A 15,975-nucleotide genomic window follows, 5' to 3' on the forward strand; every position below is an offset into this window, starting at 1 on the left:
AATGTGGCTTAGTCAGGGCGACGGTTTTGCCCCTGTGGCTTGCCGCCACCCGCGCCTGCGCGGCGCGGCGCAAAGCTGCCACCGGCGGGTTTGGCGCTTGCTGGGCGCGCCGCAGGCTTGGCGCCGGGCTTGCCGGGGGCGGCGCGTTGGATCGGTTGCGAGCCTGCTTTTTGGCCGCCGCGACCCTGCGCTGGGCGCTGGCCACGGTTCTGGCCAGGCTTGGGCGCTGCTGCAACCATATCGGCCGACCAAGGCGCGCCACCCAGAACTGGGATCGCCTTTTTCAACAGTTTTTCAACGGCTTGCAGCTCGCTCATTTCCGCGGGTGCGCAGAAGGAAATCGAGGTGCCCTCTTTGCCAGCCCGTGCGGTCCGCCCGATGCGGTGAACATAGTTTTCTGGCACGTTTGGCATGTCAAAGTTATAGACATAACGCACGCCCGGAATGTCGATGCCACGCGCTGCCACATCGGTGGCCACAAGCACATCAAGCTCGGCTTTGCGGAATTCGGTCAGGGTGCGGTCGCGCTGGCTTTGGCTTTTGTTGCCGTGGATCGAGCCTGCCTTAAAGCCCCAAGTCACCAGCAATTTCATCAGCTTTTCCGAGCCATGTTTGGTGCGGCCAAAGACCAAGGCCTGTTCGCCCGGATGCTTGTTCAGGTATTCTTTCAAGATATTGGCCTTATCGCCGTTGGGCAGATAATGCACGCCCTGCACGATGCGCTCGACCGGCTTGCCCGGAGGGGCGACCTGCACTTTGATCGGGTTTTGCAGATAGGTGGCGGCCAGCTCTTCGATGTCTTTTGGCATGGTGGCCGAGAACAGCAGCGTCTGACGCTTAAGCGGGATGTGCTTGGCGATTTTGCGCAGCGAATGGATAAAGCCCATGTCAAGCATATGGTCGGCCTCATCCAGCACCAGATAGCCGGTGGCATGCAGCGAAACATCGCCGCGTTCCAGCAAATCAATCAGGCGGCCGGGGGTGGCGACAAGGATATCTGCGCCGCGCTTAAGCCGCTCGGCCTGCTTGAACAGCGACGCGCCGCCCACAACCATCGCAACCTTAACCGAGGTGCCTTTGGTAAAAACTTCAAGGTTATCAGCGATTTGGCTGACCAATTCGCGGGTCGGCGCCAAGATCAGCGCGCGCACGGTTTTGGGCGCAGGCGGGTGGCCCAGATCAAGGATGCGGTGCAACAAGGGCAGACCAAAAGCCGCGGTCTTGCCGGTGCCGGTTTGCGCCAGACCCATCAGGTCTTTGCCCGCCATGATATGCGGGATCGCCTGCACCTGAATCGGCGAAGGCATTTTCAACTGGGTTTTTTCAAGCGCTTTCAGAATGGTATCCGAGAGGCCAAGATCGGCAAAAGTGGTGGTCATCATAGTCTTTCTGACGGCCCGCTGGCCGCCTTCGGCCCCAACCGCCTTGCAAGACGGGGGCCGACAGTGGGAAGCGACACGCCCTCGCATCAGGCGAATGCCCGATACCGTTCCTGTCGCGGAACCCCTGCGTGCGGTGGGAACCAGTATCCATGGCCTTACACATGCTCACGCGGCACGGGCACTATGGATAGGGTGCAAATGGGGGTTTTCGGGGCACATGTCAAGCCTAGGTTTTCTGTAGGCTTGCATGTGGGTGCGCGGTTTAGCGGATTTTAGATATTTATCATGCAGGGGCGTTAGACGCTGCATGACAAACCCAAGGCCCTAAAACAAGGGCTGTACCCACCCCAGTGCCGGGCGCGGCACGCGGGTGGGAAAGGGGAAAACTCACCAAGCAAACATGCACCCAGCTGCCCGCACAAGTATGTGCGGGCGGTCGGGACTTAAAACGCTCTACTTGAGCGTTGTCTCGGCGCGAAGGGCGCTGCCGTTCCTTAGCCTTGCAGCGTCCTTACCCCGTAGCCTTCACCGCGTGCGGTCATCGCCTCGACCACGGCGATGGAGGCGGCGATGGTGGTGAAATAGGGGATCTTGTCCATCAGGGCGACGCGGCGGATGTCGCGGCTGTCGGCGATGGCTTGGGTGCCTTCGGTGGTGTTCATCACCATGGCGATGTCGTTGTTTTTCAAGCGATCAACGATGTTCGGGCGGCCCTCGTAGACTTTGTTGACAAGCGTCGCCTTGATGCCTTCGGCCTTCAGCCAATCGGCGGTGCCTTTGGTGGCGACGATCTCGAAGCCAAGCGTCACCAGACCGCGCGCGGCGGTGGCAAAGGCGCTGGTTTTGTCCATATCTTTGATCGAGACAAAGACGCGGCCAGCTTCGGGCAGGATCACGCCTGCGCCCATTTGTGCCTTTAGGAAGGCCAGAGCAAAGGAGCGATCCCAGCCCATGACTTCGCCGGTCGAGCGCATTTCTGGCCCCAGAACCGGATCAACGCCAGGAAAGCGCGCAAAGGGCAGCACGGCTTCTTTGACCGAGAACCAGGGGGTGATCGGGTCGGCGAGGGTGAAGGCATCGGCCAAGGGCAGGGCGGTGTCAGGGCCGACGCCTGCCGCATAGGGCGCGCGCAGCGGGAAGTTCGACATCGGCTCACCTGCCATCAGGCGGGCGGCAATAGCGGCAATCGCGCTGTCGGTGGCTTTGGCGACGAAAGGCACGGTGCGCGAGGCGCGCGGGTTGACTTCCAGCACAAAGATCACGCCGTCTTTGATCGCGAATTGCACGTTCATCAGGCCAACCACATTCAGCGCGCGGGCCATGGCGACGGTCTGCACCTTTAGCTCGGCAATGGTTTCAGCCGAGAGCGAATGCGGCGGCAGGCAGCAGGCGGAATCGCCCGAATGCACGCCGGCCTCTTCGATATGCTCCATGATGCCTGCGACATGCACGTTGTGCCCGTCTGACAACGCATCGACGTCAACCTCGATGGCGCCCGACAGATAGCTGTCCAAAAGCACCGGATTGTTGCCCGAAACCTGCACCGCTTCGCGGATATAGCGTTCCAGCTGGGCATCGTCGCGAATGATCTCCATCGCGCGGCCGCCCAGAACGAAGGAGGGGCGGATCACCAGCGGGTAGCCGACGTCTTTGGCCACGGCAAAGGCTTCATCGCGCGAGCGTGCGGTGCCATTGTGCGGCTGCTTGAGGTTCAGATCTTGCAACAGGTGCTGAAAGCGTTCGCGGTCTTCGGCCAGATCAATCGCGTCGGGCGTGGTGCCAAGGATCGGAATGCCTTCTTCGTGCAGCGCATTGGCCAGTTTCAGCGGGGTTTGGCCGCCAAATTGCACGATCACGCCGTGCAGGGTGCCGTTTTCCTGCTCGACCCGCAGGATTTCCAACACATGTTCAAGCGTCAGCGGTTCGAAATACAGCCGGTCCGAGGTGTCATAGTCGGTGGAAACCGTTTCAGGGTTGCAGTTGATCATGATGGTTTCATAGCCCGCCGCCGTCAGCGCATAGCAGGCATGGCAGCAGCAATAATCAAACTCGATGCCTTGGCCGATGCGGTTTGGTCCGCCGCCAAGGATAACCACCTTTTTCGCATTTGACGGCCGCGCTTCGCATTCCACATCGCCCATCGCGGGGGCCTCGTAGGTGGAATACATATAGGGGGTTTGCGCTTCGAATTCGGCGGCACAGGTGTCGATGCGTTTGAAGGCTGCGACCACGCCCAGATTGCGCCGCGCGCGGCGGATTTGCGCCTCTTCACGGCCGGTCAGGGTGGCAAGGCGGGCATCGGTAAAGCCCATCATCTTCAATTTGCGCAGGCCATCTGCATCGAGCGGCAGGCCAGAGCGACGCACTTCGGCTTCCATGTCGATGATTTCGCGGATACGCGCCAAGAACCACGGATCAAAAGACGTGATGTGGTTGATCTCGTCGTTCGACAGCCCGTGGCGCATGGCTTGGGCGATGACGCGCAGACGGTCTGGGGTTTGCTTGGACAGCGCCTTGGTGATCGCGGCCCGCTCTGGCGCGCCTTCAATCGCGATCTCGTCAAAGCCCGAGAGGCCGGTTTCCAGCGAGGCCAGCGCCTTTTGCATCGATTCGTGGATGGTGCGGCCAATGGCCATCACCTCGCCCACCGATTTCATCGCCGTGGTCAGATTTGGTTCCGATCCGGGGAATTTCTCGAAGGCAAAGCGCGGGATCTTGGTGACGACATAGTCGATCGAGGGCTCAAAGCTGGCGGGGGTGACTTTGGTGATGTCGTTGTCCAGCTCGTCCAGCGTATAGCCGACGGCCAGTTTCGCCGCGACCTTGGCAATCGGAAAGCCGGTCGCCTTGGAGGCCAGCGCCGATGAGCGCGACACCCGCGGGTTCATCTCGATCACCACCATGCGGCCATCGGCAGGGTTGATCGCCCATTGCACGTTCGACCCGCCGGTCTCGACGCCAATTTCGCGCAGCACGGCAATCGAGCCGTTGCGCATGATCTGATATTCTTTGTCGGTCAGGGTCAGGGCAGGGGCGACGGTGATCGAATCGCCGGTATGCACGCCCATCGGGTCGATGTTTTCAATCGCGCAGATGATGATGGCGTTATCGGCAGTGTCGCGCACCACCTCCATCTCGAATTCTTTCCAGCCAAGCAGCGATTCATCGACCAAAATCTGCGCCATTGGCGAGGCTTCAAGCCCCGAGCGGCAGATCGCCTCGTAGTCGTCGCGGTTATAGGCCACACCGCCGCCGGTGCCGCCAAGGGTAAAGGCGGGGCGGATGATTGCAGGCAGGCCAACGTAATCAAGCGCTGCCACCGCTTCGACGACACCGGCCGAGATGTCGTATTTGCCCGAAGCCAGCTTTGGCGCTGCAATGATCGTGGCCTTGGGGTTTTCCAGACCGATGCGGTCCATCGCCTCGCGGAACAGCTTGCGATCTTCTGCCATTTCAATGGCATCGCGCTTGGCGCCAATCAACTCGACGTTGAATTTGTCCAAGATCCCCAGATCGGCCAGCGCCAGCGCGGTGTTCAAACCGGTTTGCCCGCCCATGGTCGGCAGCAAAGCGTCGGGACGTTCTTTTTCGATGATCTTGGCAACAACCTCGGGGGTGATCGGCTCGATATAGGTGGCATCGGCCAGACCCGGATCGGTCATGATGGTGGCAGGGTTCGAATTGACCAGGATGACGCGGTAGCCTTCCTCGCGCAGCGCCTTGCAGGCCTGTGCGCCAGAGTAGTCAAACTCGCAAGCTTGGCCAATCACGATGGGACCAGCTCCGATGATCATTATGGATTTGATATCGGTTCTTTTCGGCATGATTGGCCCCCATCTGCGCAAAACTCTCGGGGTTATAGCCAGCACGCGCTTGGGCGCAAGGGGCATTTCGGCCGATTTTGCCATGCAGTTGGTGGTCGGTTTTTGCACAAGCGCCGCTGCAATTCGGCTTTGCCGCGCTATCTGGTCGCAAATGCGGGGTGCAAAGCCGCATTCCATCTGGCGAAAGCGGCAAGGCTGGCCTTATGTGGCGCAAATCAGGACGGGGAGTGCGGCGTGATCTTGATCGAAGACGGACCACAGGGGCGGCCAGCCCTGTTTGACGGCGCAGAGCGTCTGGTGCTGGCCGAGACCGCCGCGCAAGTCGCCCCCGCCTTGGCCGAGCTGGACGCCGCCCGCGCGGCTGGCAAATGGGTGGCGGGCATGATCGCCTATGAGGCGGGCTATGCGCTGGAACCTGCACTTGCCGCACAGATGCCGGAACGCGCGGGCAGGCTTTTGGCCTTTGGCATCTATGACGCCCCGCGCGATGCGACCCCGGTGCTAGAGCGTGCCAAGGCGCAAGCGCAGGGCGTGGCGGTCGCGCCGCTGATCCCGCAGATCAGCCGAGCACAGTATGATGCGGCGATGGCGCGGGTGATGGGCTACATCGCGGCGGGCGATTGCTATCAGATCAACCTGACTTTTCCGCTGACGTCACAGCTGATTTCGGGCACGCCGCTGGGGCTTTACGGCGCATTGCGCGCCAGTCAATCGGTCGGCCATGGCAGTTTTGTGGATCTGGGGCTGGAAGAGGTTCTGGTCTCGCGCAGCCCCGAGCTGTTCTTGCAGACCAGCGCCGAAGGCCGCATCGAGGCGCGGCCGATGAAAGGCACCGCCCCGCGCGATGCCGATCCGGTGCGCGATGCGGAATTGGCCGAAGAGCTGCGGGCCTCGGCCAAAGGACAGGCCGAAAATCTGATGATCGTTGATCTTTTGCGCAATGATATCAGCCGGGTGGCACAGGTGGGCTCGGTCAAGGTGCCACAGCTATTCGCGGTGGAACATTACGCAACGCTGCACCAAATGGTCAGCCGCGTGGTGGGTCAGTTGCAGCAAGCTCCCTCGATGGCCGGGGTGATGGCGGCGCTGTTTCCCTGCGGCTCGATCACCGGGGCGCCAAAAATCCGCGCCATGCAGATCATCCGCGAGGTCGAAGCCCATCCGCGCGGCGCCTATTGCGGTGCCATCGGCTGGATGGCTCCAGATGGCGCATCAAGCTTTTCGGTGGCGATCCGCACGCTGCAGCTGCGCGGCGATCAGATTGTGCTGAATGTGGGCGGCGGCGTGGTGCAAGACAGCACAGCCGCGGGCGAATGGGAGGAAGCACTGTGGAAAGCACGCTATCTACAAGGGCTGGTGCAGCAGATCTCAGGCTGATCGAGACGCTGGCTTGGGAGGGAACGGCCTTCACCCCGCGCTTGCCGCTGCACCTACAAAGGCTGCAGCGCTCGGCCGAAAAGCTGGGCTGGCACTGCGATCTGGACCGCGCCCAGACAGCGCTGCAGGAGGCGGCTGCGCCATCGCAGCCCGCGCGATTGCGCCTGACGCTGGACCGCGCCGGGCTGTTCGAGGTTCAAAGCGCGGCGCTGCCTGCGACCGCAGATCACTGGCGCGTCGGTCTGTCGCCGCTGCGGCTGGCGTCAACCGATGCCTGGCTGTCGATAAAATCCAGCCACCGCCCCACCTATGACGCCGCCCGCGCCGCCCTGCCTGCAGGGCTCGACGAAGTCATCTTGCGCAATGAACGCGACGAGGTCTGCGACGGCAGTATCACCAATGTCTTTTTTGATCGCGGCCAAGGCCTGCGCACGCCGCCAGTTGCCTGCGGCCTGCTCCCCGGCGTTTTGCGCGCAGCACTTGCCCTGCCCGAAGAGGTCTTGCAGGCCGCAGATTTGCCCAAAGTGCAGCTTTGGGTCGGCAATTCCCTGCGCGGTCTGATCCGCGCCCGCTTTCAGCCCTAGCGGTTTTGGCTTTCATCTTGGTCTAAATATCCCCGCCGGAGGCTTCTGAGATTGGCCATAGATGCCTCCGGCGGGGATATTTAGACCAAGATGAAAGCAGCTGGGCTTGACTTCGGGCTTGCGGCGGGGTGTATCGGGGCCGAACCGTTAGCGCCTCGAAAAGGGGAAGAATATGCACGCCTATCGCAGCCATACTTGCGCCGATCTGAACACTGCTCATGTGGGGAATGAGGTCCGGCTTTCGGGCTGGGTTCACCGGGTGCGCGACCATGGTGGGGTCTTGTTTATTGATTTGCGCGATCACTATGGCATCACGCAGATTTTGGCGGATAGCGACTCGGCGGCGTTCAAGGATATTGAGAAGGTTCGCGCCGAATGGGTGGTGCAGATCGACGGGCGGGTTAAGGCGCGCGATGCGAGTTTGGTGAACCCAAAGTTGCCGACCGGCGAGATTGAAGTTTACGCCACCGATTTGACGGTTTTGGGCGAGGCCGCAGAGCTGCCGATGCCGGTGTTTGGCGATGTGGATTATCCTGAGGAAACCCGTCTGACCTATCGCTTTCTTGATTTGCGGCGCGAAAAGTTGCACCGCAATATGATGATGCGCTCGAACGTCGTGCGCTCGATGCGCAAGCGGATGTGGGATCAGGGCTTTAACGAGTTTCAGACCCCGATCATTACCGCCTCGAGCCCTGAGGGCGCGCGGGATTTTCTGGTGCCGTCGCGGTTGCATCCGGGCAAGTTCTACGCCCTGCCGCAGGCGCCGCAGCAGTTCAAGCAGTTGATCATGGTTGCAGGTTTTGACCGCTATTTCCAGATCGCGCCTTGTTTCCGCGATGAGGATCCGCGCGCAGATCGCTCGCCTACCGATTTTTATCAGCTTGATATCGAGATGTCTTTTGTCGAGCAGGAAGATGTGTTTGCCGCCGTCCAGCCGGTGATCCAAGGGATTTTCGAGGAATTTGCGCCCGAGAAAAAGACCTATTCTGACTGGACAAAGATCGCCTATCGCGACAGTTTGAAATGGTATGGCAGCGACAAGCCGGATCTGCGCAACCCGATCAAGATGCAGGATGTCTCGGCGCATTTTGCCGGCTCGGGCTTTGCGATTTTTGCCAAGCTGTTGGAGCAAGACGGCAATGAGGTGCGTGCTATTCCGGCACCGACCGGCGGCAGCCGCAAGTTTTGTGACCGCATGAACGCTTTTGCGCAAAAAGAGGGTCTGCCGGGCATGGGCTATATCTTTTGGCGCAAGGCCGAAGATGGCTCGGGCATGGAGGCCGCGGGCCCCTTGGCCAAGAATATCGGACCCGAGCGTACCGAGGCGATCCGGTTGCAGTTGGGCTTGGGCGAGGGCGATGCTGCGTTCTTCCTTGGCGGCAAGCCCGAGGCCTTTGAGGCCACAGCAGGGCGGGCGCGCAATGAGATTGGCCGCGAGTTGGGGCTGACCGAGCAAAATTGCTTTAAATTCGCTTGGATCGTTGATTTCCCGATGTTCGAGAAGACCGACGAGGGCAAGATTGACTTCAGCCACAACCCCTTCTCGATGCCGCAGGGCGGGATGGAGGCGCTGATGGGCGATCCTTTGCAGGTTTACGCCTATCAATATGACCTTGCCTGCAACGGTTACGAGCTGATTTCGGGCGGCATTCGCAACCACAAGCCCGAGATCATGTTCAAGGCCTTTGAGCTGGCGGGCTATCCGAATTCGGAAGTCGAAAAGCGGTTTGGCGGCATGGTCAAGGCGTTCAAATATGGCGCGCCTCCGCACGGGGGCTGTGCGGCGGGGATCGACCGCATCGTGATGCTTTTGGCCGATGAGGCCAATATTCGCGAGGTGATCATGTTCCCGATGAACCAGCGCGCCGAAGATTTGCTGATGGGCGCGCCCTCTGAACCGATGAATGCCCAGCTGCGCGAGTTGAACCTGCGGGTTGTGCCGAAAGAATAAGGCCGCTTTGGTCTGTACGGCAAAAGGCAAGGCGCAGCCCGCGTCTTGCCTTTTTTGCATCTGACCTTAAGGTTTGGGCGACAGATCAGGGGGGCCAGCATGGCAGAGGGTAAACGGTTCGGCGCGCCGGTTGGTGATTGGGCGGTGCCGCTGCGGCCAGAGCCTGTGGTTTTGCAGGGGCAGGTCGTGCGGCTGGAGCCGATGGCGGCGGATGCCCATGCGGCGGATCTGTTTCGCGCCTATTCTGGCCACGACGCGTTGTGGGATTATCTGCCCTATGGGCCGTTTTCCTCGGCCTCGGGCTATCATCGGTTTTGCAAAGACACCGCTTCGGGCAGCGATCCTGCGTTTTATGTGTTGCGCGACCTCGATACCGGGCTTTGTGGCGGGGTTGCCAGCTATCTGCGCATCACCCCCGAGGCCGGGTCGATCGAGGTTGGCCATATCTGCATTGCCCCCGAGCTGGCGCAAAGCCGCGCTTTCACCGAGGCGATGTTTTTGATGATGCAATGGGCCTTTGCGGCGGGCTATCGCCGCTATGAGTGGAAATGCGATGCCTGCAACATGCCGTCGCGGCGTGCGGCCCAGCGGTTGGGCTTTTCTTACGAGGGGATTTTCCGTCAGGCGGGGGTCGTCAAAGGGCGCAACCGTGACACTGCTTGGTTTGCAGTGATTGATGCGGAATGGCCTGCGCTGCGCGAGGCGTTTTTGGCTTGGCTGGCGCCGCAGAATTTTGATGCGGCGGGGCGGCAGAAAGAACGCCTGTCCGATCTGACACGGCTGGTGCGGGCGGGGTCTGATCCGGCGCTTTAGCTGCCGTCTGTCGAGAAAAATCCGGCTTCCCGTGCATCAAGGCGTTTGGCGACCAGCCGCAGCAGATCACCAAGATCAGCATTCGGGCTGGCGGCTTGGCCTGCGGCCTGTTCAAGCGCCGTGTCGCGGGCGTGATGGGCGACGCCTTGCAAAAAGGCGGTAACATAGCTGCGGTCAGCCAGATCGGGGTTGGTGGCAAGCCATTGAGCGGCGCTTGCCAGATCGTCGTGCAGCGCCAGCGGGTCGGGGATAAAGGTTTCTTCGACCATCTGTGACAGGCCAAGGCCTGGCATATGCTGGCGCAGAGTTTGGCAAAAGGCGGCAAGGCTTTCCAGTGGTTTGTCCAAAAATCCATCCGCGCCTGCTTCCAGCGCGGTGCTGCGCCCCTCTGGCGAGCCAGAAGTGCCCAAGATCACCTTTGGGCGTTTGTTCGAGCGGGCAAGGTCGCGAATCAGCGCCTCGCCGCGGCCATCGGGCAGGCCAAGGTCGATAATCACCACATCTGGGCGATAGACGCGCAGATGCGCGCGCGCCTCTTTCAGGGTGGTGGCGCGGCGCATCCTTGCACCGGCGCGCATCGACATCAGGCGCAACACCTCGCAGGCAAAGCGACTGTCTTCGACCGCAAGGATGGTAACGCCCTGCAAGGGCAGCAGATTTTTCGACTTTTCTTCTGCCGCAGCAAAGCCCTTGGGCGGCAGCGGGGCGGCGGAAAGCAGGGGTTGGCGCGGCAAGGGTTTGACCGGAGAGGCCTTGGCCGTTGGCGGGGTAAAGGGATTTTGCGCGGGCATTGGGCAACCTTGGCTGGGGGCGGTTACGCCATTTGACCGCGCTTGCGCTAATATTCGGTAAAGTCTGCTTGCGATTTTCGCGGCTGCGACGGATCGGCCTCTTGCCCCAGCTGGTTTGGCCGCGCATAACCGCGCCAAAGACGGAGGTAGGGCGATGATCGGACGTTTGAATCATGTGGCGATTGCCGTGCCAGATTTGGCGGCAGCGGCGGCGCAATATCGCAATACCTTGGGCGCAAAGGTGGGTCCTGCACAGGACGAACCTGACCACGGCGTCACGGTGGTGTTTATCGAGCTGCCCAATACCAAGATCGAATTGCTGGCAGCTTTGGGCGAGGCCTCGCCGATCTTGGGGTTTTTGGAAAAGAACCCCGCAGGCGGCATTCATCATATCTGCTATGAGGTCGATGACATTCTGGCCGCGCGGGATCATTTGTTGGCGAGTGGCGCGCGGGTTTTAGGCTCGGGCGAGCCAAAGATTGGTGCGCATGGCAAGCCGGTGTTGTTCTTGCATCCCAAGGATTTCAACGGCTGTTTGGTAGAATTGGAGCAAGTATGACGATCACTGCGGCACTGGTGTTGTTTGCGGTTTGTTGGTGGATGGTGTTTTTCTGCGTCTTGCCGATGCGGTTTCGCTCGCAAGCGGATGAGGGGCGGGTCGAGGTGGGCACGCCGGCGTCGGCCCCCGAACAGGCCCATATCGCGGCCAAGGCTAAGATCACCACGCTTGTGTCGCTGGTGGTGTTTGCGGTGCTTTATCTCATCATCACGATGGGGGATTTTACCATCGCCGATGTCGATGTCTTTGGCCTATGGAAAAACCGCTTCTGAGCCGGCATCGCGTGCCAGTCTGTGGAACAGATGGGTAAAGCTTGCCACGCCTAGAACTGGAATAATCAGGTTTAACAGCGGCACCGTCAGCGGTGCTGCCATCAGCGTGCCGGCCGTCCAGATCAGCGCCCAATGGCTACGGCGCAGGGCTTTGGCGGCGGGGCGGCCAATACGGCGGCTGGCGACCAGAACAAAATACTCACGCCCCAGAAGATTGCCGTTCACCACCCAAAACAGCAGCGGCGCCAGCGGCCCCGCGATGCCATAGAACAGCAGCGCCAGCAGATTTACCGCAAGCAGCAGGCCAACAAAGTTCACCGTGTCGATCAGCATGGTGCCAAAGGGCGTTTCAAAGGCCGGTGGCAAATGTGGGTAGTGGCGATCCTCGACCGCTTGGGCGATGGTTTCCAAAAACAGCCCGACAAAGGCCGAGGCCAGTGGAACCATCAGCACAACCGAAAGCGCCAGCATTAGCAGCGCCGCTCCCCAGCCGATCAACCCATGCAGCCCCTCAATCGGGCCAAACCAAGGCAGCGTAACGCTGGTCGGGCTGAGGCCATCCAGCAGCCATATCACCGCCCCAGTAAAGACCAGCAGCAACAGCACCGCAAGGGCGATGCCACCAAAGATCACCCGCAAAAACCGCGGATCCCCCAGCTGCGCCAGCGCCCGCAAAAACGCGGTCAGGATCATGGCTGCGCCCAAGTTACCAGCTTGGCCAGATCGGGGCGCGGCCGGTCTGGTGTCGGGTTGGCCGCCTGGCCTATGTGGATGATTCCGGCCACGCTTTCGTCCGCAGTGCAGCCAAAGGCCGCCGCGCAAAATGCCGCGTCATGGCTGGGCCAGCCCGACAGCCAATTTGCCGCCCAGCCCTTGGCAAGTGCGGCATTGACCACGCCCAAGCACAGCGCGCCGGCTGATAAGATTTGCTCGGAGAGCGGTACTTTGTCCGAGGCTTTCGGCGACGAGATCACCGCCACAGCAAGGTGGCCGCGATCAAACTGCCCGCGCGCCTTGTCAGTTTTCTCGGCATCCACCCCCAGAGTTCGGGCATGGGCCTCGGCCAGATCGGCCAGCCGTGCCATTGCCGGACGCTCGATCACCACCAGCCGCCAAGGCTCTAGCTTGCCATGATCGGGCACCCGCAGCGCGGCGGTCAGGATCTCGATCACTTCGGCGCGCGTGGGCACCTCGCCTGTGTAAAGCTTTGCGGGCGAGGATTGGCGGCTTTGCAAAAAGGCAAAGGCTTGCGGATTGGCGGGCATCGAAATCTCCTTTGGCTCAGAGGTGGCCTGTGATGGGGCTTGCGTCAAGGGGCCTTGCTCTTGGTGGTGCAGGCGGGCAGCATGGCGCGATGAAAAAAGGCGATTGGGCAGAGCTGGCGGTTTCGGGGGCGGAGTTTTCCGTCAAGGTCACCCCACGCGCGCGGCGCAATGCGGTCAGCCGCGAGGCGGGCCAGATCCGTATCACTGTCACCGCAGCCCCCGAAGATGGCCGCGCCACGGCGGCGGTGGCCGAAGCGCTGGCCCATGCGCTGGGGGTGGCCAAAACCCGTCTGACGCTGCTGCGCGGAGCGGTGGCGCGTGACAAGGTGTTTCGGCTGGATTGATCAGGCCTTGGACGCGATGCGGTAGCTGCCCTCGGGCAGATCCAAGGCGGCGGCCAGATCTTGCAGCTGCGCCATCGACAGGGTGATGCTGACCACCATATCGGTGATCGGATTGACCTGGCGCAGCACCACGCAATCTTCAAAGGCCTCGATCGTCAGATCTTGTTGCAGGGCTGCGGTTTGTACACCCTCGTCGACCAAGGTGATCACCGTGGCGTCAAAGTCATGCTCGATCGTGAACATCGCGCTCTCCTTTTGGCGGTGGTGTCTGAAAGTGAAGCGCGATCTTGACGTTGTGACAAGCTGTGATTGTAATTGGGCCGCTTTTTGCATTGCGAAACGGGCTTTTGCGTGTTTGATCTCGACCAGCACTTTTGGACAGGAGACGGCGGAATGCGAATTTGGCGTGCTGCGGCACTTGCGTTGACGCTGGCGGGCTGTGTGCAAACCGCAAGCCCCATCGCAGCGCCAAATGCCGCCCGCGCTGCCGAGATGGTTCAGGCCAAGGCCGAGGGCAAACGAAAGGCGCAGATGTTTTTGCAGACGGTGGCGGCGGTCGCGCCAGTGGCTAAAGAGATTTGCTTGGAAAAACAGATTGTTGGCAATTGCGACTTTCAGATTTTCGTTGATCCAAGGCTGCGGCTTCCCGAAAATGCTTATCAGACCGTCGATTACAGCGGCCGCCCTTTGATCGGCTTTACGCTGGCCTTGTTGAGTGACGCGCGCGACGCCGATGAGATTGCCTTTGTGATGGGCCACGAGGCCGCGCATCACATTCTGGGCCATCTGGCGCAGCAGGCACAAACAGCGCAACGCGCAGCCCAAGCCGCCGCCGTGGCCGCCGCAGATCAGGGCCAATCCCGCCGCCAGATCCGCACTGCCCAGCGTGCGGCGGCCTTGGCGGCAACCGAGGGCTATTCCAAACTGTTCGAGTTGCAGGCAGATGCTTTGGGGGCTGAAATCGCCCTGCGCGCGGGCTTTGATCCCTTGCTGGGGGCGGCGTTTTTTGACCGCTTGCCGCAGCCACATCACGGCGAGGCCAGCAGTCACCCTGACAACCGCACCCGCAAAGCGCTGGTGGCACAAACTGTGCAGCAGCTGCGGCGCAGGAGCTAGGCGGTGTTGCAGATCGAAGATGTCTTGCGCGACCGCGGCTCGCGCTATGCGGTCTCGGGTGGGGCGGTGCAGGGCCGCGCGGGGGCCGACGCCTTTGTGGCCGAGCTGAAACGGGTGAAGAAATTCGCCAAGGCAACCCATAACACTTGGGCCTGCGTGTTCTCCGATCTGGGGCCGGTGAAGGCCGATGACGGCGAGGCTGGCGCGGGGGCGGTGATCTTAAAGATGCTAGAGCGCGAAGGGCTTTACGATCATATCGTGGTGGTGACGCGTTGGTATGGCGGGGTGCATCTGGGTGGCGACCGTTTTGCGCATGTGGTCACAGCGGTGCGCGCCTATTTCGCGGCCCTGCACAGCGCGCAGAGCCGCTAGGGCGTTATAGTGCCGAATGCGACCCGTCGCAGAGCGCGCCGTTCTTCGAGTTTTTGCAGCCGCAGAAATAGGCGGTCTTGCTGGTCTCGGCGGTGAATTTTGTCGGCGCAAAGCTGCTGCCTTTATGGCTGCCATCGCAGAAAGGTTGCGATTTCGATTGGCCACAAGAACACCAGAAATAGGTCTTTCCGGCCTCGACCTCGACAGGGAAGGGAGCTTTTTGGGCGATATTTGGAACGTCAGACATCGGGTTTCCTTTGGGCTGGATGCAGGGGCATTATGGCGCAACTTTACGGCTTGCGGGCATTTTCTTTTGTGCAAAAGCGCGCAGAGCGGCAAGGTTTCTGCGCAAGGGATTGATCTAAAGCAGCATGGCCGCGCGGCTTTGGCGGCATGATCAAAGCTTCAATCGCCCAAAAGGCCCGCGTGGCCAGAGCCTCATAGGAGCTTTCCATGACTGTCAAATTCAGCCTTTTGCTTATTCCTTTGGCTTTCGCGCTTGCGGGCTGTCTGGAAAACAACACCCAACGCGCGGCTGCGGGGGCTGTGGGCGGTGCGGTGCTTTCGGGCGCAGTCGGCGCAAGTCCGGTGACGGGGGCGGTGATCGGCGCAGGGGTCGGCTATTTCTGCAACGATCTGAACCTTCCTGGTTGTACCAACCGCTAGAAAAGCCAGGATCTTGCGCGCTAATTGCCGCCAAGCAGCTTGCCCAAAGCCTTGGCGGCCTGATCTTTGAGGGCTTGCTCGGCCGCGCGCCTTGCCGCATCTTGCACGCTCTCGCCTTCGGCTTGGGTGACCCCCAGCTTTTTGGCGACCTCTGCACGCGCCTTTGCCTCCAGATCAGCCTTTTTAGCCGCAAGCTGGGCTTGCAGCTTGGCCTTTTGCTCGGCCAGTTTTTCATCGGCAATCGCTTGTAAATCCAGCGCAAATTTCGGGCTGGCCCAGGTGCCGCTGATCAGCAAAGGGGCCGTCAGCCCGCCGCTGCCATCGGCACCCGCCAAAGCTGTGGCCTTGATGCGGTAGCTTTGGCTGCGCGCGCCCAGATCGACCTCGCCCACTCCTCGTGCCGTCAGATCAGACGAGGCGAGCAGCAGATCGTCGTTGCGCAACACCCCACCTGTGATCGTGAAGGTACCTGTCAGCGCGTCAAAAACCGTCTTTTGCCCCGCGCCCACATAGGATGTGTCCAGCCGGCGCAGCATGCCGGCAATATCCAGTCCCAAAACCTGCCCCCGTGTCAGCGACAGCGCGCCCGATCCCGACATCTTATGCATGATCGCATCAACCGTATTGCCGGAACTCAGGAATTTCAGCGTCAGATCGCC

The 15,975-nt window shown here is 61.0% G+C and carries 17 protein-coding genes and 1 pseudogene; 10 read left to right on the plus strand and 8 right to left on the minus strand.

Annotation, left to right across the window (positions count from 1 at the left end):
- Nucleotides 1-8: 8 nt before the first annotated feature.
- Complete coding sequence (locus V7Q10_RS06550; protein WP_333868262.1) at nucleotides 9-1,379, minus strand: DEAD/DEAH box helicase; 1,371 nt, start codon at nucleotides 1,377-1,379, stop codon at nucleotides 9-11.
- A gap of 497 nt (nucleotides 1,380-1,876) precedes the next feature.
- Nucleotides 1,877-5,206: a carbamoyl-phosphate synthase large subunit gene (gene carB / locus V7Q10_RS06555; RefSeq protein WP_333868263.1), complete on the minus strand. Its 3,330-nt coding sequence runs from the start codon at nucleotides 5,204-5,206 to the stop codon at nucleotides 1,877-1,879.
- A gap of 234 nt (nucleotides 5,207-5,440) precedes the next feature.
- Between carB and V7Q10_RS06560 the strand changes: the two genes are divergently transcribed.
- From V7Q10_RS06560 to V7Q10_RS06575, 4 genes are all read left to right on the plus strand, one after another.
- Nucleotides 5,441-6,583, plus strand: coding sequence for an aminodeoxychorismate synthase component I (locus tag V7Q10_RS06560; protein ID WP_333868264.1), 1,143 nt, complete (start codon nucleotides 5,441-5,443; stop codon nucleotides 6,581-6,583).
- Nucleotides 6,535-7,167 carry an aminotransferase class IV family protein gene (locus V7Q10_RS06565; protein ID WP_442885830.1) on the plus strand — a complete coding sequence of 211 codons (633 nt, stop codon included), beginning with the start codon at nucleotides 6,535-6,537 and terminating at the stop codon, nucleotides 7,165-7,167. The genes V7Q10_RS06560 and V7Q10_RS06565 overlap by 49 nt, the downstream gene beginning before the upstream one ends.
- A 172-nt stretch (nucleotides 7,168-7,339) precedes the next feature.
- Nucleotides 7,340-9,118, plus strand: a complete 1,779-nt coding sequence (gene aspS / locus V7Q10_RS06570) for an aspartate--tRNA ligase (protein ID WP_333868266.1) — start codon at nucleotides 7,340-7,342, stop codon at nucleotides 9,116-9,118.
- 99 nt (nucleotides 9,119-9,217) lie between these two features.
- On the plus strand, nucleotides 9,218-9,931 hold the full coding sequence (locus tag V7Q10_RS06575) for a GNAT family N-acetyltransferase (RefSeq protein ID WP_333868267.1): 714 nt from the start codon (nucleotides 9,218-9,220) through the stop codon (nucleotides 9,929-9,931).
- Here the strand turns inward: V7Q10_RS06575 and V7Q10_RS06580 are convergent.
- Entirely contained in the window at nucleotides 9,928-10,722 is a 795-nt protein-coding gene (locus V7Q10_RS06580; RefSeq protein WP_333868268.1) for a response regulator, read from the minus strand. The genes V7Q10_RS06575 and V7Q10_RS06580 overlap by 4 nt on opposite strands.
- A 154-nt stretch (nucleotides 10,723-10,876) precedes the next feature.
- Here V7Q10_RS06580 and mce point away from each other — a divergent pair, with 154 nt between their 5' ends.
- Complete coding sequence (gene mce / locus V7Q10_RS06585) at nucleotides 10,877-11,281, plus strand: methylmalonyl-CoA epimerase (RefSeq protein ID WP_333868269.1); 405 nt, start codon at nucleotides 10,877-10,879, stop codon at nucleotides 11,279-11,281.
- The gene (locus tag V7Q10_RS06590) at nucleotides 11,278-11,553 is read left to right on the plus strand and encodes a DUF1467 family protein (RefSeq protein WP_333868270.1); all 276 of its coding nucleotides are present in this window, start codon (nucleotides 11,278-11,280) and stop codon (nucleotides 11,551-11,553) included. The genes mce and V7Q10_RS06590 overlap by 4 nt, the downstream gene beginning before the upstream one ends.
- Here V7Q10_RS06590 and V7Q10_RS06595 read toward each other — a convergent pair.
- Nucleotides 11,533-12,246, minus strand: a complete 714-nt coding sequence (locus V7Q10_RS06595; RefSeq protein ID WP_333868271.1) for an EI24 domain-containing protein — start codon at nucleotides 12,244-12,246, stop codon at nucleotides 11,533-11,535. The two genes, V7Q10_RS06590 and V7Q10_RS06595, sit on opposite strands and share 21 nt — an antisense overlap.
- On the minus strand, nucleotides 12,243-12,818 hold the full coding sequence (locus V7Q10_RS06600) for a nitroreductase family protein (RefSeq protein WP_333868272.1): 576 nt from the start codon (nucleotides 12,816-12,818) through the stop codon (nucleotides 12,243-12,245). The genes V7Q10_RS06595 and V7Q10_RS06600 overlap by 4 nt, the downstream gene beginning before the upstream one ends.
- Nucleotides 12,819-12,907: 89 nt before the next feature.
- Here V7Q10_RS06600 and V7Q10_RS06605 point away from each other — a divergent pair, with 89 nt between their 5' ends.
- Nucleotides 12,908-13,162, plus strand: a complete 255-nt coding sequence (locus V7Q10_RS06605; protein WP_333868273.1) for a DUF167 domain-containing protein — start codon at nucleotides 12,908-12,910, stop codon at nucleotides 13,160-13,162.
- On the opposite strand, the gene V7Q10_RS06610 is transcribed toward V7Q10_RS06605, so the two are convergent.
- The gene (locus V7Q10_RS06610; protein ID WP_333868274.1) at nucleotides 13,163-13,405 is read right to left on the minus strand and encodes a hypothetical protein; all 243 of its coding nucleotides are present in this window, start codon (nucleotides 13,403-13,405) and stop codon (nucleotides 13,163-13,165) included.
- Nucleotides 13,406-13,555: 150 nt separating this feature from the next.
- Here V7Q10_RS06610 and V7Q10_RS06615 point away from each other — a divergent pair, with 150 nt between their 5' ends.
- Complete coding sequence (locus V7Q10_RS06615; RefSeq protein ID WP_333868275.1) at nucleotides 13,556-14,278, plus strand: M48 family metalloprotease; 723 nt, start codon at nucleotides 13,556-13,558, stop codon at nucleotides 14,276-14,278.
- 3 nt (nucleotides 14,279-14,281) lie between these two features.
- Complete coding sequence (locus V7Q10_RS06620) at nucleotides 14,282-14,650, plus strand: YigZ family protein (RefSeq protein WP_333868276.1); 369 nt, start codon at nucleotides 14,282-14,284, stop codon at nucleotides 14,648-14,650.
- Between the two features lie 4 nt (nucleotides 14,651-14,654).
- Here the strand turns inward: V7Q10_RS06620 and V7Q10_RS06625 are convergent, their stop codons facing one another.
- Nucleotides 14,655-14,897 carry a CDGSH iron-sulfur domain-containing protein gene (locus V7Q10_RS06625; RefSeq protein WP_333868277.1) on the minus strand — a complete coding sequence of 81 codons (243 nt, stop codon included), beginning with the start codon at nucleotides 14,895-14,897 and terminating at the stop codon, nucleotides 14,655-14,657.
- Between the two features lie 206 nt (nucleotides 14,898-15,103).
- Between V7Q10_RS06625 and V7Q10_RS06630 the strand changes: the two genes are divergently transcribed.
- Nucleotides 15,104-15,316: a hypothetical protein gene (locus tag V7Q10_RS06630; protein WP_333868278.1), complete on the plus strand. Its 213-nt coding sequence runs from the start codon at nucleotides 15,104-15,106 to the stop codon at nucleotides 15,314-15,316.
- Nucleotides 15,317-15,336: 20 nt separating this feature from the next.
- Here V7Q10_RS06630 and V7Q10_RS06635 read toward each other — a convergent pair.
- Nucleotides 15,337-15,975, minus strand: a pseudogene (locus tag V7Q10_RS06635) (AsmA-like C-terminal region-containing protein); the annotation flags it as partial.

This window comes from Cypionkella sp., from assembly GCF_036782355.1.
Taxonomy (GTDB): domain Bacteria; phylum Pseudomonadota; class Alphaproteobacteria; order Rhodobacterales; family Rhodobacteraceae; genus Cypionkella.